The organism is Kitasatospora sp. NPDC091335 (assembly GCF_044757205.1).
GTDB lineage: Bacteria > Actinomycetota > Actinomycetes > Streptomycetales > Streptomycetaceae > Kitasatospora.
The window spans coordinates 270,872-290,571 of sequence record NZ_JBIVUM010000001.1 but is presented as its reverse complement, the minus strand read 5'-3'; the positions used below and the strand labels follow the sequence as shown (position 1 = coordinate 290,571).

Here is a 19,700-nt window from a genome sequence, read left to right as displayed (position 1 = left end):
GGCAGTCCTGATCCCGGTGCGTTCCGCCGGGGCACTCCACCGACTCCTGGATGTGCTGCCAGTGTTCCTCGGGGATCCACGCATCGCCACCCGCTTCACGCTCGCCCCGGGTTCCGACTTCGGTGTCGAGGCCCTCGCCGCACTCGACCGGTCCGGCGCGCGGACCGTGCCGTGGCAGGAAGCCCTCCGCGCCAACCACGACCTAGTGCTGGCCGCGAGCCCCAAGGGTGAGCTACGCGAACTCTCCGGCCCCCGGGTCCTGCTTCCGCACGGGGCGGGCTTCAACAAGGCCGTCCGTGACGACGGTTCACCAGGCGTACCGTCGGGCCTGGATCCCGCCTACCTGCTCCCCGGCGGCACCCCTTGGGCCGACCTGCACGCCCTCGCCCATGACAACCAGGTCGCCCTGCTGACCCATCACTGCCCCTCCCTGGCGGGTCGGGCCAGCGTGGTCGGGGATCCCACCCTCGACCGGCTTCTGGTCTCCACTGGCCATCGTTCGCACTACCGCGACGCCCTGGGGACCGGACGGCGACGGCTGGTCGTACTCACCTCCACCTGGGGGCCGGAATCCCTCCTGTCCCGACGCCCCGGACTGCCCGGCGAACTCGTCGCCCTGCTGCCTCAGGACGCCTTCCAAGTCGCCTTGGTCCTGCACCCGAACGAGCACAGCCGGACCGGCGCATTCGACCTGTCCCGCCAGCTGGCCCCGGCCTTGGCCGCAGGGCTCGTGCTGTCCCGACCGTACGAGGAGTGGGCCGCGCTCCTGGTCGCGGCGGACACCGTGATCACTGATCACGGATCCACCGCCCTGTACGCGGCCGCGCTCGGCCGTCCGGTCGTGAACGCGTACGACGGCGGCAACGAGTTGCTCCCGGGGAGCCCCATGGCGCGGCTACTCGCCCGGTCGCCCCGACTCGCCGAGGCGGGGCAGTTGGAAGAGGTCCTGGTGGAGGCCGCCAGGCTGGACACGCGCCCCGTCGCTGAGGCCGCCTTCGCGCGGCAGGGCGAGGCCCTGCCGCGACTACAGCGGAGGCTCTACCGGATGCTCGGCCTGCGCCCGGTCGCCCCGGCTCCGGAAGCCCAGGCCTTCCCCGCCCCGACCAGCGTGGACCGCCGTCCGGCGGCCCACGCCGTCCGAACGGAGTTGGACGGCCGCCGGATCATCGTGGAGCGCTTCCCCCCGCAGACCCCACGCACGGTGCACCACCTCGCGGCCGAGCATCCGAAGGCCGGACCACGAGCGGTGCAGAGCGCGGCCGTGCTGTGGCGGTGCGCCCGGCCGACCGGTCCGGCCGGCCCGCGCCGGTTCTCCACCACCTGGACGGCTGCCGGCTGGACGGCCCACGTCTTGGAAGAGGCGCCGCTCTGCCGTACGGCCGCCGCAGTCCTGTCCGCCGAGCGATGCCTCCTCAGGCACCGCTCATACGGGCTCCTCAGCATCCGGCTAGAGCCCCACCGGGCCGGTGGCCGGATGTCACGCATCGATCCGGTGGCGGCGGTCTCCGCGGTACACGCCTGGCTCAGCGCTGCGGCGCCCGCCGCCGTCGCGTCCGCTGTCCCGGTCGTCCTCACTTGCGAAACGGCGCCGCTCATCGTACGCGTCCATGTGTACCCTCCCGCCCCCGAAGACCTCGACCACGAACTCTGACCGCCTGATCCTCCCTCAGCCTCCGTCCCGGAGCTGCCGGGAGGCAGCCCGGTGCTGCTCGGCCTCGGCGAGGTCGCCCCGGCCCTCCGCCAGGGCCGCCAGTTCCTCCAGCACCCGGACCTCGTCGGTGCCCGAGCGCCGCTCGCGGGCCCCGTTCAAGGCAGCCCGGACCAGGGCCTCCGCCTCCTGTGCGCGCCCCGACAGCCGCAACGCCCGCCCGAGTTCGAAGCCCGACCGCGAGGTCATCCGGCCGCGTCCTTGGTCCCGTGCCATGCGGTGGCTCTCCTCCAGCAGCCGAACCGCACCGTCGAGGTCTCCGCCCGCCAATGCGGTCCGACCGAGAAGGTAGGTCTGCAGGAGCACCCCGTACTCGTTCCCGATCTCCGCGTGCACCGCCCGGGATGCCTCGAAGTCGGTGGCGGCCCCGCTCAGGTCACCGTTCGAGGACTTCAGCAGACCGCTGAATTCCACGACCGACGCCTGCAGTTTGCGCTCCTGTACCTGGTCGGTAAGCGCCCCGTCCAACAGCCGCGAGGCCCGCCGCGCGTGATCGACGTGTCGGGCTGCCTCCTCGTGGAACCCCTGTTCCCACAGCGGTCGGGCCAACTGGCACCGCATGCGGACCATGGCCGGGAGGAATTCGCCCTGATCCGCGGCGGCGACCCCGAGTCGGAAGGCGTCGATCACGTCCGCGTAGTGCGGATGGTCGAGGAAGTGGGTCCACAGCGGTTCGCAGAGTGCCCAGGCGTCCTCGTGTCGTCCGTCCTCGGCGGCGGTCCGCACGCACCCGAAAAGGGCGAGCCGCACCGACTCCAGCCATCGGTAGGCCGCCGCCGCGTCCGGGAAGTCCACGTCGGCCACCTCAGGGCCGATCGGGTCCACCAGCGGCGCGAAGGTCATCCGGCGGCCGGCCGCCGCGAGGTCCGCGCGGGCGGCCTGCCTCCGGTACCACCTGACGACGGACGACCGGGCGGCCGCCCCGGCCGTACCGTCCGGATCAGTCTGCCGGGCCCGGCGTTCGGCGTGGCCGCGCAGGAGGTCGTGCATGCGGTACCCGTCCAGCCGGTACTCCAACAGGCCGGCGGCCTCCAGTTCCTCCAGCGCGTCCGCGGCCCGGCCGGGGGCCACACCGAGTAGGGCGGCGGCCGGCAACTCCCCGAGGGCGGGCCCGGGATGCTGGGGCAGCAGCCGGTATAGCCGCGCGGCGGCCGGCGCCAACCCTTCGTACGCGGCGTCCCAGACGGCCTCGACCATGGGAATCCCCTTCCCGTGCAGTTCGGCAGTCAGCTCCTCGACCAGCCGGGACAGGCTCCGCCGGCGGTACTTGCGCACCCACTGCCCGGCCACCTGCAACGCGGCGGGAAGGCCTCCGCAGCCCCGAACCAGTTTTGCGGCGGCATCCGGCTCGGCCTGCAGCCGCGGATCCTCCACGATGTTCCCGAGCAAGCGCACCGCGTCGTCCAGCGACAACGGACCCACAGCCACCTCCACCGCGGCCGTCCCATCGAGGTCGTACAGCGGCGACTGGCTCGCGAGGATCACCAGGCTCCGACCCGAGGCCGGCAAGAACGCCCGGACCTCGCTGCCGAACCGCGCGTTGTCAACGAGGACGACGAGCCGCTTGTCCCGGGTCTGCGACCAGTACTGCTTCGAACGTCCGGCGGCGCTGCGCTCCAGCCACTCGGGCGGAACGCCCAGCGCCGTCAGCATGCCGCCGACGGCGTCCGCGACATCCACCACGCCCTCCCGGCGCAGGTCGTCGAGATCGACGTGCAGCACCCCGTCCGGGAAGCGGCCGGCGAACCGGCGCGCCAGCTGGTACCCGAGGGCCGTCTTGCCGATCCCACCGATCCCGGTCAGCGCCACGAGCAGCGGACCGGCGTCCTCGGTGTGCTCCGCCACAGCACGGACGACACGATCCTGCTCGGCCAGGCGGTTCTCGAACGGCACGGTCACCGGCGGCAGTTGGAACGGCGCCGATCTCTCGGGGCCGCCACCGTGCTGGTGGAAGTGCAGTTCCCCTATGTTCCTGGCCTGGACGACCGTCTCCGCCCGCCCGTCCACGCTGTTCCGCGTCTCCTCAGACATGGGACCAACACTAGGTCCCGCAGGGGAGCATGACGCCGCGATCGAGGCCGCGTCCTCCCGATTCGCGAATCCGGTCAGGAGAAACCCGTGCCTCTTCGGCGGGCTGTCCCTATGGTGTGAACGAACGGCACCGATGGACGAAGGAGCACTGCGTTGGATCCGATCACCGCCGCCGCCCTCACGGCACTCGCGAGCAGCGTCGCCAGCGAAGCGGGACGCCAGGCGTGGCAGGGACTCGCCACCCTGGTGAGGCGCCCCTTCCGCCGTGGCGGAGGACAGGACCAGGAGGAACTGCCCGGAATCAGCTCGGGCGAGGTGGAACTCGCGGCCCTGGACGCCGTACCCGCCGACCCCGTACGGGCCCAGGCGCTGGCGACCGCCCTTGGGGTACGGGCTGCTCTGGACCCGGAATTCCGCGTGCTCCTCGATGAATGGTGGGCCCGGGCCGTGACCGATTCCGCCGGCTCCGTCCACAACACCATCAGCGGCGGGACGCAGAACGGCACGATCGTCCAGGGGCGGGACTTCTCCAACCTCACCTTCAACATGCCGAGCACCCCGAGGGCCGATGACCGCAACTACTGACTACGGCGCTTCAAGATGACGGCGGGAGACCCAGGGAGAGTCCGGGTCCGGCGAGAGGACCATCGAAGGTGCCGGACGGTACCGAAGCCCTCGAAACCAGCGGCGCGGCCGGTCCGCCGAACCCTGGAGCACCGTGATCAACCATCTCTCGCCACCTGCGCCACCTGGAAGAACAGGACGCCCACACACCCCAGCCGGTCCCGGTCTTCCATGTCACCGTCGGTGCTGGCTCCTGCCCCCACAGGCCACGTCCAACGGTGAGCAGGCCGAACCCGGGTGATCAGGAACGGCCGGTTCTGCGGATCCACGGCCGCACCGGCGGTTCACGGGTTGGAGGTGTCCGCGGTTTCAGCCTCCGCGAAGGTGCTGTGGTCGGTGTTTCGGTTGACCAGGACCAGTTCCATGTCACCGGCGGTGAAGCGGTCGGTGTAGTAGCGGCCGTTCATGGAGCCGGGCGATCTGCCAGCCAGGGTGATCCGGCAGGCGCCGGTATGGGCCGGGCTGCGGTTCTGGTGGGCGACCTGCGGGGTGTTCTCGTAGAGGAACCGCAGCTCGGCCACGCCCGAGCCGTCACGCTTCTCGATCGTCGAATTGCTGGAGCGGGAAGCGCTCTCCGCTGTCCGCAGGGTGGCGTGGAGCGTCCAGTAGGACTGTTCGATAGCCAGGTACGCACGGACCGGGCCGCGGTTTCCGCCGGTCGGGATGTGGCTGTCCGGGCTGGGGCGAAGGGTCGTGCGCCAGGTGCCGTCCATACGCGGGTGTCCGGTGATGCGGTGAATGCCTGGCCATCGCCAGGCCCACTTGTCGAAGACGATGACCAGGTAGCTGAGCAGTGCCGGGGTGTAGGCGAAGGCGTACTTGAGCTGCTCCTCGGGGTGCAGCCCCAGGACGTAGAGGAGTGCCCCGTACAGGGTGGAGGCGGTGGCCGCACCCCATCGTATGGACTGGGCAGGCGAGTTCATCACGATGTCATCCGTCGTAGCCGAGGTAGTTCCAGGCAGCACCGAGCAGGTGCTGGGCGTCGTTCTTGTTCCACTTCTGGGCGGGGCCGAAGAGCTTTTTGATGCCGTTCGGCTCGACCATGGTGTCCGGGTCATTCCACGACCAGAAGCCGAACTGGTGCTTGAGACACACGAGGGCCCCTCGGAAAGCCTGGTCTAGCGAGGGTGCCTTGAAGACCTCATCCGGGACGTTGTAGATCAGGCACTCCATGAAGTACGACGGGAGTTCCTTGACCGCCCCCATAGCGACCAGGTCGTTCTCTACCGACTTCAACGCGCGCACCGCGAACTTGTAGCGGCGACCTGTCCGATTGTTCTTCGCTCGGCCGTTCTCCAGCTGCTGCTGGGACCAGTTCACGATGTGCTTACCGTCCTTGGTGAAGACCACCGTGCCCTGCTTGAGAGCTCCAAAGAGGGGCGTGTGAAGGTAGGTGAAGCACGGCACTACGTCAGTGTCGGGCCGGCTGCCGGGAACGCTCGGGACGTAGAAGGCGACGTTGTGGCTGGCGTCGACGCGGGTGGAGGCCGACTTGAGCGCGACTCCAAGTTCGTGTCTGAACACCTCCGGTGTCCAGAGGCCCCTGTAACTGTTGTTCTGCAAAGCCAGATCCCAGAACTCCATCCCGTCCACGGGGCCTCGGAAGACTCGCTGGGTGAACTCCACCTTGATGTCCATGTCGCTGTCGCTGCTGACGTTGGTGTTGTTCGCCCAGGAGCCTTTCGGTTCCACGATCAGCCCCAGGTTCGCGAAGGGTGGGTGCTGGCGAACCGCGTTGGTAACCATGCGCCGTGCGCGGTCCAGCCGTTCCTCCTCCGCCTGGCTCGGGGGGTTCGTCCAGCGGTTCAGTTTCTCGATCCGCTGCTGCGGCGTCAGTGGCATGCTCCACTCCTCATCGACACAAGTCCGGCCACACCGCGCGTCGCGATGTCCGTGCCCGCGCGCAGACTACGCCGTGCCTCGGACAACCCACCGGCGGATTCACAGGTGTGCGAACCGGGATGGCACCGCTCAGCTTCGACACTCCTCCTAGCGAAGGTGCGGGCCCTGCTGGTCCTGGCGAGCCTGCTGCCGGAGCGGCTGAACTACCGGCTGCTGCACGGCCGGGCGCTCGGCTGGGGCCTGGGCGTGGCGCTGATCGGCGGTGTCAACCCGCTGAGCGGGCGCCCGCGGAACGGCGCGGACGGGCTGTCCGCCCCGCTGCTGGAGCCCTTCGCGGTGGGCCTGGCGCTCGGCTTGGCGGCCGGCGCGGCGGCGCTCGGCGAGGGTCGGTTGACGCCGTTGCTCCGCCTGCAGTTGCCCGGGACGGAGGGCCTCGGCGATGAGCTGGCGGCGCTCGGCGAGCACGGTGGTGACCTGCTCGGCGACGTTCTGCTGGGTGAGGGCAGCGTCGTCCAGGTGCGGGAGGCTGGCGAGCCACGTGGCGCCAGTGCGGGTCACGACGGTGCGCAGGATCTCGGCCTGGTCCGCCTCGGGCAGGGCGCGGTAGACGTCGGCCGCGAGCTGGAAGCGGGCCTGCTGGTCGGTGGTCCCGGTAGTGGACTCCGCACTCGCCGGTGCGGCGGCGCTGCGCCGAGCAGCGATCGCAGCGGCGGTGGCCTGCCAGTAGGCGTCGTGGCCGGTTCGGCCTTCCTCGATGTAGGGGCCGGCCGGCTGGGTGGCGTTGTCGTCGGTGACCTTGAACTGGTCGCGGTAGGCGGCGACGAGGGCGAGCTGCTGCTGCCACTGGGCGCGCTGGGTGGGGTCGGTCGGGGCTTCGCCGAGGGTCCGGCTCCACTCCGGTCGGTTTTCCACGGTGCGGTCGGCGAGCACCGAGAGCCGGTTGGCGATCAGGGCGGCGCTGTCGGTGAGGTAGGCATGGTGGAGCGGGTTGGCCATGGTGGAGCGCGGTACGGCGCTGATCCACGCCGGGAGGTCGGCCCGGCCGGAGGCGGCGCGGGTGTGGGCGAGGGCCTGCTGCTGGGCGTGCTGGAGCAGTTCGGGCAGCGCGGTGCGGCCGGTCACCTCGGAAAGGGCGGTCTCCGCGGTGGTGCCGGTGTTCTCGATGGCCTTGAGGGTCCAGGCGAGGGTGCGCCACAGCTCCGCTTCGGCGCGGTCGCCCTGCTGGTCGGCGGTCGCGGGGGCCTGCGCGGCAAGGGAGCGGCCGATGCGCCAGGCCAGGACCTGGCTGAGGCTGTCGGCGCCGGTGAGCGGGCGGCTCTCGGCGACCTGGCGCAGCAGGGTGGCGGGTTCGTGGCCGGCTGTCTCGGCGCGGCGCAGGGCGGCGGTGAGGGCGGGCCAGGTGTTCTCGCCCAGGGCGCGGGTGGCGTGCTCGTCGCCGAGGACGGTGGCGGTGAGGGCCTGGTGGCGGAGGGTTTCGGGGGCCTGCTGGTGGTGCTCGGGGATGCCGTCTTCGGCCAGGGTGGTGCGGGCGGCGCGGGTCAGGGCGGTGACCGGGTCGCTCGTGCCGGTGGTGTGGGTGGCGGCGGTGGTGAGCAGGGTGGTGGTGTCGCGGCCGGTGCGTTCGGCGGCAGCGAGGGCTCCGGCGAGGTGGGGCCACTGCGGGTGGGTGGTGACCTTGTCGGTGGCCGTGTTGAGCGCGGTTGCGGCGGTGGCGGCGTAGCGGTTGAGGGTGTCGGCGGAGACGTGCGGGTGCGCGTCGGCGGCCTGGGTGGCGGCGGGCGCGATGCTCAGGGCGGCCGGTTCGGTGGTCGCGGCCTCGGGGTCGAAGCGGTGGACGGGCAGGCCGGTGTGCGCCGCCAACAGGGCGGCGTAGCGGGTGGTGTCGGCGGTGGTGGGTGCGTTGAGGTGGGCGGGGGCGGGGCGGTCGTCGGTGATGGTGTTCAGGCGCCAGGCGAGGGCCTGGGCCGGGGAGTCGGCGGTGGTCAGGTCACCACGCCAGGTGGCGGCGGCGAGCAGGCGCTCGGGTTGCCAGCCGCCGGCTTCGGCGTTGCGCAGGGCGCGGGTGACGGCGGTCATCGCGTCGTCGGTGGTGATCTGTTCGGCGAGGGCGGGGCCGAGGAGTCGGTGGATCAGCTGGTGGTAGTAGGGGGTGGTCAGGGTCTCGACGGCGTGCTGGTGGCGGGGCGCGAGCGTGGCCAGGGAGACGGCGTCCTCCTGGGCGTTGCGGATCGTCTCGGTGGCGGAGAGCTGGGCGCCCTCACGGCTCAGGACGCGCTCCAGGACTTCGCGGGCGGCGAAGGAGTCGGGGTCGTTCTTCGGCTGGTCGAGCTGCTCGTCGGTGTCGAAGGGGAGGAGTTCGTGGGTGGCGGTGTAGAGGGTGGTCGTGTGGCGGGCGCGGGTGAGCTGGACGTACAGCTCCTCGCGGGTGGTGTCGTCGGTGACCAGGGGGTGGGCGGTGTCGACGGTGCCGCCCTGGGAGCGGGTGATGGTGGAGGCGTAGAGCAGCTGGACGTTGGCGGCGACGTACTCGGCGGGCAGGGTGAGGCGTCCGCGGTGCTCCATGTGGCGGACCTTGAGGGAGCCGTCCTGGTGGCGCTGGAGGATCTCCCAGGCGTCGCCGTTCTTGAGGAAGTCGCGGCCCCGGTTGGTGGTGAGCTTGCGGTCGTTCTTGCGGGTGACGATCCAGTCGCCGCGTCCCGCGCGGTTGCCGTCGCGCAGCAGGACGCCGTCGGCCTCGACCTGGCCGGCGGCCACGCGGTCGTCGCGGGCGCGGGCGGACAGGGCGGTGACGTCGGTGCCGGTACGGGCGCTGATCAGGGTGGTGCGGCCCGCGAGCATGTCGGTCTTCCAGCCTTCGTAGGCGGCTTCGACCATCGCGGTGCGCGAGCCGCTGACCACCCGCTGGTTGTTGAAGTAGAAGTCCAGCGCGGCGGTGTCGCCGGTGCGGATCTTGAGGGTGGCGGCGGCTTCGGCCTTGTCGCTGAACCGGTGGAGCGTGGTGAGCTCGACGGCGCCGGCCTCGGCGGCGATGAGCCGCAGCGCGCCGCCCGCTTCGACGCTGCTGAGCTGGCGGTAGTCACCGAGCAGGCGCACGGTCGCGCCGCGCTGGGCGGCGATCTTGACGAGGTTGTCCAGGTTGAGGGTGCCCGCCATCCCGGCTTCGTCCACCAGGACGACGTCGCCCGGGTTCAGGACGAAGCCGGCCCGGCTCTTGGGCACCTTCTGGCCGCTGAGCAGCTCGCCCATGTACTTGCCGCCGGTGTACTCCCAGAGGAACTTGTGGAGGTTCTCGGCGGGCTGCTTGAGGTCCTTGGCGAGGACGGCGGCGGAGGCGGCGGAGGTGGCGAGCGGGACGACGCGCTGGCCGGCCTGGTTGGCGACGTGGACGTACGCCTGCATCGCGGTGGTCTTGCCGGAGCCGGCCGGGCCGAGGCCGAGGGAGACCAACCGGGGGTCCGTGACGAACGCGGTGACGAGGGCGCGCTGGCCCTCGTCGAGTGCACGGTTTCGGGCCTCGAAGCCGTCCAGGGCGGCGCCGACGAAGGCCGGGTTCGGGCCCTCGGTGACAGGGGTGAGGGCGGCGGTGACCAGGCGGCGCTCGGCGTCCAGGATGGCGGTGCTGGTGTAGCGGGTGGAAGCGTGCTGGACGAACACGGAGTCGCCGTTGGCGCGGCGCAGTTCCTCGGGCTCGGTAAGCAGCGCGGGGGCGTCGATGCGGACGCTGTGCGCCGGGGAGATGGCCTCGGTGACGATCGCCTCGACCAGCTGCCGGTGCTCGGTGGTGCTGGTGGTGGGGTGCTCGGAGCGGGCCAGGCGCTCGGCGTGGGCGCGCAGGTTCCACACCGTCCACACCGCGCGCTCCTCACCGACAGCGGAGATCACGGCGGCGGCGAGAGTGGGGATCTCGACCGGCTTCGGCTCCTCCTGCTGGGTGGTGGCCGGGGTGCTTTCAGGCGCGGGGACGGCCGCCATCACGCGGTGGACGATGTCCTGGCCGTGGGCGGTGGTGACGGTGTGGGTCCAGTCGGCGCGCATCTCTTCGAGGGAGCGGGCGGCCTTCTTGCCCTCGCGGGTGTCCAGGTTCGCCTGGCGGGCGAGCTGGTGGGTCATGCCGCGGGAGGGGTCGTGCCCGTGCTCGCGCCGGTACTCTCGAAGGAGTTGCTCGTAGCGAGCTTCGATCTCGGTCCGGCGGGAGGAGAAGTGGGTGATCGCCTCGACGGGGACGCCGACGATCTCGCGCACCGGCTGGCGCTTGGTGGCGGAGTCCTCGCGGGCCTCGAAGGTGACGCCGAGACGGGCGGTCAGCTCGGTCTCGAACCGCGAGTTGTAGAACTCGGAGGTGGCCACGGTCATCGCCAGCAGGCCGCGGGCGTCGAGCGAACGCCACTTCCCGTCGACGCCCTGGATCTTGTTGGCGACGACAAGGTGCGTGTGCAGGTTGGGGTCGCCGGCCCGGCTGTCGTAGTGGTCGAAGGCGACGGCGACCAGGCCCTTGGTGTCGATCTGGGCCTGGCCGGTGCTGCCGGTGCGGGTGTACGCGGCGTGCTCCTCCAGCAGCTCCAGCGCGGCGTCGCGGGCGGCCTCGTGGGCCTCGCGGACGGCGGCGCGGACCTCGGGGCGCTCGTCCAGTGCCCACAGGACCGCGGCGGACTTGACCGGGGCGAAGACCAGGTCGAACCCGGCGACGGCGGCGCGCTGACGACGGGACTCCTCGTGCTGGACCTTCTTGATCTCGGCACTCGTGGGCGCCCGCCGGGCTTCCTTCTCGATGACGGCCAGGCGCCTGTCGACGCGCTCGGCGAACGGGTCCAGCGGCTCGTACTCGGGGTACTTGCGGCCGAGGGTCGCGGCCTTGATCGCTGCGGCGCGAACGGCCTGGAGCTGGTCGTCGTCCATGTCGGCGCGCACGTTGGCGGCCAGGTGCTCGTCGATGATGCCCTGGGCGTCGGGGTGCTGGCCGAGGCCGAACAGGTGCTTCATCTGCTGCTCGGTGACGGTGGTCCCGTCGAGTTCGAGCAGGGGGGCGCCGCGGCCGAGCCAGACGCCCGCCGGGTTGCCCTTCTGGGTGTAGTACTCCTCGGCGGACTGACCCCGCTGACGCTGTACGTCGCCGCCCGCGACCTGGCGCGTCAGGTAGGTGTAGCCGTTGCCGGCGGTGAGCTTGTGGATGGTCATCAACGCGACCACCCCCAGCTTTCCGGAACCTGGATGAGGGTAAGTGCGACGGCTATTCCAGCCGCCGATTCACCTGCCTCATCAAATGCCATGCGAGTACTTTAGCCCCGCGCAGCGGACCATGCTCAGAATATCTGCAAGAGGCGTCTGGATGGCTTGGTGATCCTGGCATATGAGCAGGTCAGGGCAGTCGAAGCGCTGGATATGTGACGTGCGACTCGGATTCTCTATCGACTTTTCTCAACGTTTATCGAAGGTTATCGAGAGAGATTCAAAGAGGTTTGCAGCCTAGGCTTTATCGGCTATGTTCGGTGCATGAGCGGAAGAATTTCGACGTCGCGGGCCAATGCGGTTCGGGCGGCGCAGCAGGCGAAGGCAGCACGGGACGCGGAGCGTCTTCGGCGCGAGCGGCAGGTGGAGGCAGCGCTGGCCGACTTCTACGAGCAGACGGGGAGGGCGGAGCAGCTGCGGGCGACCGCGCGTTCTCGGGCGGAGAAGCTCCTGGCGGACGCGGAGGCTGCGGCGTTGGAACCGGAGCGGCTGGCGCGGGAGGCGGTGGCGGCGCTCGCCGATATGGGTGAGCCGCGTGATCAGATCGCGGAGCTGACGGGGCTGTCGCTGCCGGAGGTCCGGGCGATCCTGGCGGACATCGCCGGGGCCGGGAAGCCGCGCGGCGACAGCCGTGGTGCCGCAGCGGTCGTGGCAGTGGCGCCCGGGTCTGGTGGCGCGGCGGCCGGCTCCGGCTCCACGGTGAACGGCGACGTCGCGCAGGGGTGACCGGCGGAGGCCGGGTGCCGTTCGTCACTGCTTCGGCTGCCGACGAATGAGACGATGTACCGCATTCGAACTACCCCGAGGACGTACCGGAAGTGAACCAGGACCTTGAGCAGTGGGCTCAGTGGGCTCAGTGGGCTGCGCTGTTCGGCGGCGCCCTGGTGGCCCTGGGCGCGCTGGTCCGCTCTGCCTGGTACGGCTTGGCGGGGCGGCACGGCGGCTCCCCGGTCGGCGGGATCATTGCCGGAGCGGTCATCCCCGCGTTTCCGTGGCTGACGTTCAAGGTGCTCCCCACGGTCTGGGGCTCGGTGGCGGACGCGGCACCCGCCGAGTCGGCGCCGGCTGACGGCGGCGGCTGACGGCGGCGGCTTCGCGGTGCCGTGGGGCGCTATCGGGCTGGCGGGGGGCGCGGTCGCGGCGGTGGCCGGTGTGGCGGTGGTGGCTGCGGCCGTGAAGAAGCGCCGGACGGACGACCGGGCCGCGCGGCTGCGGTTGCGCCGTGTCGAGGATCGGCACGATGCCGTGCTGGAGCAGTACGGGGAGTTCACCGGCGACATCCTGGCGGTGTTGGAGCGTCCGTTGCTGGCGGATGTCGCTGTGCGGGAGACGGCCGATCTGGTGCACGCGCTCGCGGGGGCGGCCGACGCCCGGTCCGTGGCCGGCTCCGACGGCGCGGCAGCGTACGGGCGGGCCGTGACCGCGTTGGAGATCGCTTGGCAGGTCGCTGACCGCCATGCTCGCAGGGTCGGCACGGCTCAGATGCCGGAGCGGGAGCGCGCGGCGGTGGCGCAGGCTCAGCGGCTGCTGCGCACCGTGTTGGGTGATGGGGCGTCCGACGCCGAGCGTCAGACCGCCTACCGCCGGGCGGTTCGGCTGCTGGACGGCATCGTGGTGGTCCCCCGGGAAGCGACGGCGGCGATCGAGGGCAGGGCCCGGCACCACATGCTCCTCAAGTCCCACCCGAAGGCCGCCCGTACTGGAGACACCGAGCCTGTGAGGCGGTAGGCGGGGGTACCGCCTGTGCCGTTCGGACACGGCGGGAGACGGAACGGCGGCGGCGCTGGCGACCTGGTTGGTCGGCAGCGCCGTCGTGGTGTTCAGCGGCTGCTACTCGGCGGCCGGGGGGTTCCAGAAGGCGTCGAAGGCCCGTGGGTCGTATCGCTTGCCGTCCTCGGTGTCGATCGGGTGCGGAACGGGCTGGCCGGCTTCCTGGGCACGGGCGATGCGCTTACTGATCGCGCTGAGGCTCACCCCGTAGTGCTTGGACAGCTCGGTCGCGGTTCGGAGCGGTCCGGCGAGCCACGCACGGTGCTCGGGGCTCCCCTTCTCGTCGTAGCCGAATGCGCGCAGCACGGCGATCTGCTCGGCGCTCGGTTTCCCCGTCGCGGGCAGGTAGCCGAGTTCGACCAGGACGGCGGTCGGTTCGGCTCCGAGCGGGCCGGACTCCGGCAGGTAGCCGAGGTTCCAGAGCAGCGGCAGCAGGGTGGCCGCCGGCCACACCCGGAGGCGGCCGACCTTGCCGGAGCTGAGTTCGGCGATCTCGGGACGGCGGACCAGAGTCTTCACTGCCTCCTTCCCCTTTCCGGTGAGCCGCTCGATCATCGCGGTGGTGAGCACGTCGAGCACTGGCGGTGTGGTCGGCGCCTGGGTGGGGGCGGGCGGCTGGGTGGCGCCGCGGGGGCCGGTGCGGCCGGCCCGTCGGCCGAGCCATGCCTTGACCTCGCCCCAGTTGTAGGTGCCGAGCGGGTCGGCGGCGGGGAACGGGTCGCTGCTGTTCTTGTACGTGGAGGGCAGTCGGCTGACGGTCTCGCGCTTGCTTCCGGTCCGGCTCGCGATCTCGGTGAGGGTGACGCGGTCGCTGTCGGCCCCCGGCAGTTCCTCCGCGTTGATGCGTGCGGCCTGGTTGTCGCGCATCCACGCGGCTACCGGTTCACGCGGGTACCGCTGCTCGCGGTGGTCGCCGGGCTCCTCGGGCTCGGGCCACTCCGGGTCCTTGGCGAGGCGGCGGACGGTGGACTCGGACAGCCCGGTCGCGTTGCTGATGTCGGCGACGCTGAGGCTGTCGGAGGCGGCGGCGTCCAGCCGCTCGGCGAGTGTCGGGGCGGGGGCCATCGGCTGGGCTCCTTGGGGTGGGGGTTCAGGGGGAGGTGCCCTCCCCGGCTCGACATGCACTAATCTACCCGCGCGAGGTAGCGGTCTTTCGGGATCGGGCTTCGTGGGAGGGGGCCAGCGGCTTGCCCAGCCGATCCTTGAGGTCGGCACGGCTTCGGCCGTGCTGCTGGCCCCCGTTTTCGGCTCCGCTCGCGCGGCGAGCGTGACCGGGAGCGCGAGTTCGCTCTGGTGGTGCAGACGTTCCCACCATGCCCCGAATGCCGGTCTCTCCTTGTCGATGACCCCGGCCGGTGCGAGGGCGAGCGTCATCTCGATCGCGGGATATCCGCTGGTTCGGGGGATGATCTCGGCCCGGGTGATCCCGTACTGGTCGGTGCGGGCTCGGCCGTCGGTAACGGCCGTCAACATGGCGGCGGCGTCGGCCCGGCTGCCGGTGAACCTGCTCCGTACGCTGCGCCAGGCGGCGCCCTTCGCCGTCGGGTCGTCGCGGCGTGGGTGGATGATCCGCCGGACCTCGTAGACGCTCCAGCGCTGGCGCCGGAGGTGTTCCTCGAACGCGCCGAGGGCGTCGGCCAGCCCGTGGGTGCGGGCGAGGTCCTGGGCGGCAACGGTGCCGTACAGCTTGGAGCGCGGGTTGAGGGCCATCGCGGTGTACTCCAGGGCGAGCGCCTGGGCGCCGACCGCCGGCTCCGCGCGCCACCGCTCGATCAGCTCGGCGCGCCCGCGCTGTCCCGCCGAGAAGGGGCAGTAGCCGCACGCGGACCTGGACCACGGCTCGCCGAAGAGGTCGAGTAGGTACTGCTCGCACTGCTGGCGGTCCCATCCCCAGTCATCGATCAGCGGGTACTCGGGGATGCGGCCGAGGGCGGTGTAGCTCTCGTCTCGCTCCGCCCGGCGGAGTTCCTCGCTGGCGAAGCCGAGGACGTGCCGGAAGGGTCCGTCGAACTCGTCGCCCAGCCACCCGTCGAGCACTTCGCCCTTCGCGTGCTGGCTGCACAGCCGACGTTTGGCCGCGATCTGCGGGACGGTGCCGCTGGCCCGGAGTTCGTCGGACAGCCGCCACGGCCCCCGTGTGATCAGCCGGCGCGGGGAGCGGGAGTCGTCCAGCACGGTGTAGCCGCCGCGCTGGTTGGTCCGGCTGATCTGGACGAACCTCGTGCCGGTGTCGCGCAGCAGCGGCAGCAGGTGCTGTTCGACCAGACGCCGGGTGATGTCTGGCTCATCGCCCGTCATCGCGGTCAGCACCGTCAGCCGGTCGAGCGGAAACCTTCGGCTGGCCGGCTCGGTGAGCCAGCGGGCGGCAATGGCGGCACTGTCCACGCCCATGCCGAAACTGAACACCACCGGCAGGTCGGTGTGGGTCGGTGCGGGGTTGGTACGGATCACGCGGCGCACACCCCCGTACGGCTCGGAAGTGTACGGGGGGCGGCCCCGTACGGGTGTAGGGGCCGTACGGAACCGGTGTCCTCACGCTCGGCGGCTTCGATGATCCGGGCCATCGACAGGTCACGGCGGAACGGCTGGCCGATCTCTTCTTCGACCAGGGCGTAGTCGAGTGCGGTGTCCGGTGCCATCCGTGCCGCGGTGATGAGGGCGCGGCGTCCGGCGAACGGGCACAGACGGCAGCTCAGGCGGTCGAGGTGTTGGTAGATGGGGTGGGGCGGTATGCCGCTGGCCCGTATGGTCTTCCACACGTCGTCGGTGCTGAGGTTGTGTACGGGCAGCCAGGTGGTGATCTGGCGCCGGCCGGAGCTCGCCGCTCGGTCCGGGGCGACCGCGGGGCGGCGGGCCCGAACCGTGCTCTCGGCGGCGCGCAGCCCGAGCGCGGTGACGATGTGCGCGGGCCGACCGCTGATGCCGAGGCGGGTGGTCAGCTCGGTGTAGTACCTCCGGGCAACGTCCCGTTTCAGGTAACTGCGGCAGAAGGGGGTGCCGGGGCCGGGCCAGCGGCCCCGGGCGCGGACCAGGTCGAGCAGGCCGCCGCGCTCGCGGCGGCGCACTTCGAAGGGCAGCCCGTACGCGGCTGCCTGGTCTGCGGCGAGGGCGGGGGCTCCGTCCCATTCGGCGTCGCCGAGGTCCAGGTGGAGGACGACGGTGCGTTCCAGCATCTCGGGGGTCGCGGTGGTGGCCCACCGGTGGAGCATCGCGGCGGAGTCCTTGCCCGCGCTGTTGTTGATCACGTAGGCGTCCGCGTCACGCAGCTGCGGCGGTATGTGGCGGGTGGTGCTCATGTGCGGGTTCCTCGTACGGGTTCGGTGCGGGTCGGGAGGTGGGCGGGAGGGGCTGGTCGTCGGCGTCCCGGGGCGTGTGGCTCGGGCTGAGGGGCTGCGGGCCAACCGTGTGGTCGGGGTACTCCTGGGTGTGGCCGGGTTCCGTACGGCGGAGGAGCGTGCGGGCGTCGGCCACCCGCTTCTCGCACCACGACCGGCTGTAGCCGGTGCCGGTGGTCAGCGCGGCGTAGTCGGGGCGCCAGTCGGGGTCGGCCCGCATCGCGGCGAGCAGCTCGGTGATGACGCGTAGGCTGCTCGGCCGCTCCGTCGGCGGTTCGGTGGCCGGCTGCTCGTCGGGCTCGTCGGCTTCGGTGTCGTCGGCCGGTTCGACCGGGTCTTCGGCCTGGTCCTGGTCCTGGTCGTCCGGCTGAGCTGGGATCGGGTCGGGTGGCGGAGGGTCGGCCGCGACGTCCTGGTACTCGTGGGTGTCTGCTTCGGCGGGCCGTGGCGGTGCGGGTTCGGCAGAGCGGCCGGAGGGGCGGGACTCGATGATTCCGGCGGCAGCGAGGAACGCCAGGCTCGGCCAGGCGGCCATCACGTATCCCCACGTGGCGGGTTGGGCGACGGCCAGGTTCGCGGCCAGGCTCATCGCGACGCCGAGGACCAGGACGCCGCGGGGCCAGCGGGCGGGTTGTCCGTGCCGTTTGCGTCGGCGGATCTCGGAGACGGAGCCGAGTGCCATCAGCTCGACGCTGACGGCGATGGCGTAGGCCACCCATCCGGTCTGGCCGGCTTCGGTGGCGGTCTGGACGACGTGGGTGAAGCTGACGGCGAACGCGCAGACGCCGAGGATGCCGACGGTGATGTCCGCGGTGAGCGCGTCCGTGTCGGGACGGGTCGGGGTCACGATCTTGTTCTCTCGGGTTTCGTGGGCGGGTGCGGTCCGGTTGCCCTCCGGGCCGCACCCGTTCGTCGGTCGGGGTGGAGCGTGGTGTCAGTGCGTGGTGCTCAGGTGCCGAAGGCGTTCGCCGTCCACGTAGCCCTTGCCGGGCGCTTGGGTCGACCACTGGCCGCAGGTGCACACGGCCTTGGAGTACACGCGGCCGGGGCAACCCTCAGCGAGGGGCCGGCCGCTGGTGGTGTGCCGGTGCTCGGGAGGGCACACGGTGCCGTCGGCGTGGTGGTCGGTGCGGGGCGCGCGGAACCGCGCGGGGGTGGGGTCCTGCGGTTGGCGGGCCCGGGGCAGCGCCGGGCGGGCGGTGTTGCTGGTGCGGGCGAGGCTCTCCTGGTGGGCGTCCCACTCGGCCGCGGTGTGGGCGTCGCCGACGCACAGCGGCTCGGTGTGGTCGTACCAGGTCTTCCGGTCGCTGGCGACGATGCGTTCGGCCTCGTCCTTGGCCGCGTCGGCGGTGGGTGCGAGGACGGGGACCACGTGCACGGTGATGACGTCGATCGGGACGATGTACTGGGGCATGTTGCTGACTCCTGCGGTGCTCGGGGTGGGGCCCTGCGGTCTGGCCTGGCCTCGGTGCGGTCCGGCGGGTCTCCGGGCCGCACCGGGGCCGGTCAGGCCACCAGCGCGGTGCGGTGGCTGTGCGGACCGGGCCGGTGGTCCGTGAGGCGAGCGGGGAGCATCTTCACGTCGTCGCCTTCGCGGGCCCAGTCGGAGCTGTTGCCGGAACCGGTGCGGTGGATGACGAACAGGTCTCCGCCGTCGGCGGGGACGACCACTCGGGCTCCGTGCGCGCTCCACGCGGCTCCGGTCTCCGAGGGCGGGGCCTCGCTGGCGATGCCGTAGCGGACGCGGCCGTCCGGCTCGGTCCAGCGCTGCCAGCCCTTGCCTCGGCACCGGGTCATGCTGGGTGTCGGGACGCGTCGGGGGTCAGGCCCGATGGTCACCGTCCGGCCGGGGCCGGTGGCCCGGAACCTGCCCAAGGCGAACTGCACGACCTTGGTGTGCTTGGTCTGCGCCCCGGCCTGGAGCGGGGTGCAGACGGTGACGGGGTGCTTCTCGCCGGGCAGGCGGAGCGTGGTGGTGAGGGTGACGGGGATGTGCACTGGAGGCTCCTGGGGCTGGCCGGGTGGTGGGAGGTCAGGCCGCGGAGGTGCCGGCCAGGTGCTCCCAGTGGGTGCCGGTCCAGAACTGGGTCGCGGCGCCCGGGGTGAGCGGCAGGCCGAGGGCTTCACGCGCGCGTCGGCGGTCGTCCGCGGTGGCGGGCAGCGGGATGGTGCCGCTGATGGTGACGGTGCGGTTCGGGGCGACCTCGCGGAGCAGGGTGCGGCCCTGGATCGCCTGCGCACGCAGGGAGCGGGCGACGTTGAACTCTTCGATCAGAAGGTCCAGCAGCAGGGAGAGGCAGATCGGCTGGTCGTCCAGTCGGCAGGCGTCGGCGAAGCGGGCGAAGTCGGCCACCTTGAAGTCGCCGTGGGGCACGAACTCCGTGGCGTCTCCGTCGCCGTAGTTCTGGGCGGTGCCGATCTTGCGGCCTGCATGGCTGAGGGTGGCCAGGAACGGGGTCGCCCGGAGCAGCGCCAGCTCGTGGCAGCTGGTGACCTCGTAGGTGGGCTGGTCGGGGGTCTGGAGCCCGGTGTGGGGCAGGGTGGGCACGCGCTTCTCCTGGTGGTGGTTGAGGGGTGAAGGTGGGCAGCGGGGGACACCGCGCGGGGTTGGGCCGGGGTGCGGGGTCGATCCCCGCAGCTCGGCGCTCCCGGCCGGGGGCCGCCCGGTTGCGGGCGGCAGGGGCCGGCGGGCGGTGCGGCGGGTTGGTGCTGCGGTGGGTGAGGTGCGGGAGGGGTTGGGCCGGGGTGCGGGGTCGATCCCCGCAGCTCGGCGCTCCCGGCCGGGGGCCGCCCAGCTTCGCGCTGGGCGGCTGGTGGTTAGGTCAGCCGGGCTGGTCCGCCTCGGCGACCGTGTCCGTCAGCTCGCGGGCGACGGCTTCGATGCTGATGGTCACCCGGTGGAGCTGGTCGCGGGCCTGGGCCTCGCGGTCGGCGCAGAGCGTGTAGTAGCTCTCTTCGTCGGCGGGGTCGACGGGGAAGTCCTCGCGGTTGGGGTCGTAGGACGGCAGATCCTTGCGGAACTTGTCCTCCCACTCCTCTTCGAAGGTGGTGACCTCGGCAACGAGGTTGCGAAGGCGTTCAGCGACGGTGTTCAAGGGGCGTTCCGGTTCTCGCGGTGGGCTGGTGGTAGCGGCCTGTGCCGGGCCGCCCGGCCACGGTGGGCC

At 71.7% G+C, this 19,700-nt stretch carries 16 protein-coding genes; 5 read left to right on the top strand and 11 right to left on the bottom strand.

All coding sequences use genetic code 11. The annotated features are described in order from the left end of the window. The first annotated feature begins 7 nt into the window (after window positions 1–7). Window positions 8–1,651 (top strand): translation initiation factor 2, encoded by a 1,644-nt coding sequence (locus tag ACIQOW_RS01315; RefSeq protein WP_401079758.1) that lies wholly within the window; start codon window positions 8–10, stop codon window positions 1,649–1,651. 15 nt (window positions 1,652–1,666) lie between these two features. Here the strand turns inward: ACIQOW_RS01315 and ACIQOW_RS01310 are convergent, their stop codons facing one another. Next, window positions 1,667–3,739 (bottom strand): NB-ARC domain-containing protein, encoded by a 2,073-nt coding sequence (locus ACIQOW_RS01310; protein ID WP_401078341.1) that lies wholly within the window; start codon window positions 3,737–3,739, stop codon window positions 1,667–1,669. A gap of 153 nt (window positions 3,740–3,892) precedes the next feature. Here ACIQOW_RS01310 and ACIQOW_RS01305 point away from each other — a divergent pair, with 153 nt between their 5' ends. Beyond that, window positions 3,893–4,324, top strand: a complete 432-nt coding sequence (locus ACIQOW_RS01305) for a hypothetical protein (protein ID WP_401078339.1) — start codon at window positions 3,893–3,895, stop codon at window positions 4,322–4,324. Window positions 4,325–4,647: 323 nt separating this feature from the next. Here ACIQOW_RS01305 and ACIQOW_RS01300 read toward each other — a convergent pair whose 3' ends face one another. From ACIQOW_RS01300 to mobF, 3 genes are all read right to left on the bottom strand, one after another. Continuing rightward, a complete protein-coding gene (locus ACIQOW_RS01300; protein WP_401079756.1) occupies window positions 4,648–5,286 on the bottom strand; it encodes a hypothetical protein in 639 nt (212 codons plus the stop codon). Window positions 5,287–5,293: 7 nt separating this feature from the next. Next, a complete protein-coding gene (locus ACIQOW_RS01295; protein ID WP_401078336.1) occupies window positions 5,294–6,205 on the bottom strand; it encodes a hypothetical protein in 912 nt (303 codons plus the stop codon). 147 nt (window positions 6,206–6,352) lie between these two features. Beyond that, complete coding sequence (gene mobF / locus ACIQOW_RS01290; RefSeq protein ID WP_401078333.1) at window positions 6,353–11,380, bottom strand: MobF family relaxase; 5,028 nt, start codon at window positions 11,378–11,380, stop codon at window positions 6,353–6,355. A 315-nt stretch (window positions 11,381–11,695) separates the two neighbouring features. On the opposite strand from mobF, the gene ACIQOW_RS01285 reads away from it, so the two are divergent. The 3 genes from ACIQOW_RS01285 (at window position 11,696) to ACIQOW_RS01275 (ending at window position 13,159) form a co-directional block, all read left to right on the top strand. Then, on the top strand, window positions 11,696–12,157 hold the full coding sequence (locus ACIQOW_RS01285; protein ID WP_401078330.1) for a hypothetical protein: 462 nt from the start codon (window positions 11,696–11,698) through the stop codon (window positions 12,155–12,157). 92 nt (window positions 12,158–12,249) lie between these two features. After that, a complete protein-coding gene (locus tag ACIQOW_RS01280) occupies window positions 12,250–12,513 on the top strand; it encodes a hypothetical protein (RefSeq protein ID WP_401078327.1) in 264 nt (87 codons plus the stop codon). 61 nt (window positions 12,514–12,574) lie between these two features. After that, a complete protein-coding gene (locus ACIQOW_RS01275) occupies window positions 12,575–13,159 on the top strand; it encodes a hypothetical protein (RefSeq protein ID WP_401078324.1) in 585 nt (194 codons plus the stop codon). A gap of 102 nt (window positions 13,160–13,261) precedes the next feature. On the opposite strand, the gene ACIQOW_RS01270 is transcribed toward ACIQOW_RS01275, so the two are convergent. The 7 genes from ACIQOW_RS01270 to ACIQOW_RS01240 all read right to left on the bottom strand — a co-directional run bounded on the left by ACIQOW_RS01270 (window position 13,262) and on the right by ACIQOW_RS01240 (window position 19,631). Then, a complete protein-coding gene (locus tag ACIQOW_RS01270) occupies window positions 13,262–15,652 on the bottom strand; it encodes a hypothetical protein (RefSeq protein ID WP_401078321.1) in 2,391 nt (796 codons plus the stop codon). Beyond that, complete coding sequence (locus ACIQOW_RS01265) at window positions 15,649–16,497, bottom strand: phosphoadenosine phosphosulfate reductase family protein (protein WP_401078318.1); 849 nt, start codon at window positions 16,495–16,497, stop codon at window positions 15,649–15,651. Before ACIQOW_RS01265 ends, ACIQOW_RS01270 begins: the two co-directional genes overlap by 4 nt. After that, entirely contained in the window at window positions 16,460–17,383 is a 924-nt protein-coding gene (locus tag ACIQOW_RS01260; RefSeq protein WP_401078316.1) for a DUF2637 domain-containing protein, read from the bottom strand. Before ACIQOW_RS01260 ends, ACIQOW_RS01265 begins: the two co-directional genes overlap by 38 nt. Before the next feature lie 87 nt (window positions 17,384–17,470). Next, the gene (locus ACIQOW_RS01255) at window positions 17,471–17,950 is read right to left on the bottom strand and encodes a hypothetical protein (protein ID WP_401078313.1); all 480 of its coding nucleotides are present in this window, start codon (window positions 17,948–17,950) and stop codon (window positions 17,471–17,473) included. A gap of 92 nt (window positions 17,951–18,042) precedes the next feature. After that, a complete protein-coding gene (locus tag ACIQOW_RS01250; RefSeq protein WP_401078310.1) occupies window positions 18,043–18,534 on the bottom strand; it encodes a hypothetical protein in 492 nt (163 codons plus the stop codon). A 34-nt stretch (window positions 18,535–18,568) separates the two neighbouring features. Then, on the bottom strand, window positions 18,569–19,084 hold the full coding sequence (locus tag ACIQOW_RS01245) for a hypothetical protein (RefSeq protein WP_401078307.1): 516 nt from the start codon (window positions 19,082–19,084) through the stop codon (window positions 18,569–18,571). 274 nt (window positions 19,085–19,358) lie between these two features. Further along, entirely contained in the window at window positions 19,359–19,631 is a 273-nt protein-coding gene (locus ACIQOW_RS01240) for a hypothetical protein (protein ID WP_401078304.1), read from the bottom strand. Between the last annotated feature and the right edge of the window lie 69 nt (window positions 19,632–19,700).

What these genes read in the sequence shown, in the direction of transcription:
- ACIQOW_RS01255 (WP_401078313.1), bottom strand. Translation starts at nt 17,950, where the DNA reads ATGCCCCAGTACATCGTCCCGATCGACGTCATCACCGTGCACGTGGTC.
- ACIQOW_RS01310 (WP_401078341.1), bottom strand. Translation starts at nt 3,739, where the DNA reads ATGTCTGAGGAGACGCGGAACAGCGTGGACGGGCGGGCGGAGACGGTC.
- mobF (WP_401078333.1), bottom strand. Translation starts at nt 11,380, where the DNA reads ATGACCATCCACAAGCTCACCGCCGGCAACGGCTACACCTACCTGACG.
- ACIQOW_RS01285 (WP_401078330.1), top strand. Translation starts at nt 11,696, where the DNA reads ATGAGCGGAAGAATTTCGACGTCGCGGGCCAATGCGGTTCGGGCGGCG.
- ACIQOW_RS01300 (WP_401079756.1), bottom strand. Translation starts at nt 5,286, where the DNA reads ATGAACTCGCCTGCCCAGTCCATACGATGGGGTGCGGCCACCGCCTCC.
- ACIQOW_RS01265 (WP_401078318.1), bottom strand. Translation starts at nt 16,497, where the DNA reads ATGAGCACCACCCGCCACATACCGCCGCAGCTGCGTGACGCGGACGCC.
- ACIQOW_RS01295 (WP_401078336.1), bottom strand. Translation starts at nt 6,205, where the DNA reads ATGCCACTGACGCCGCAGCAGCGGATCGAGAAACTGAACCGCTGGACG.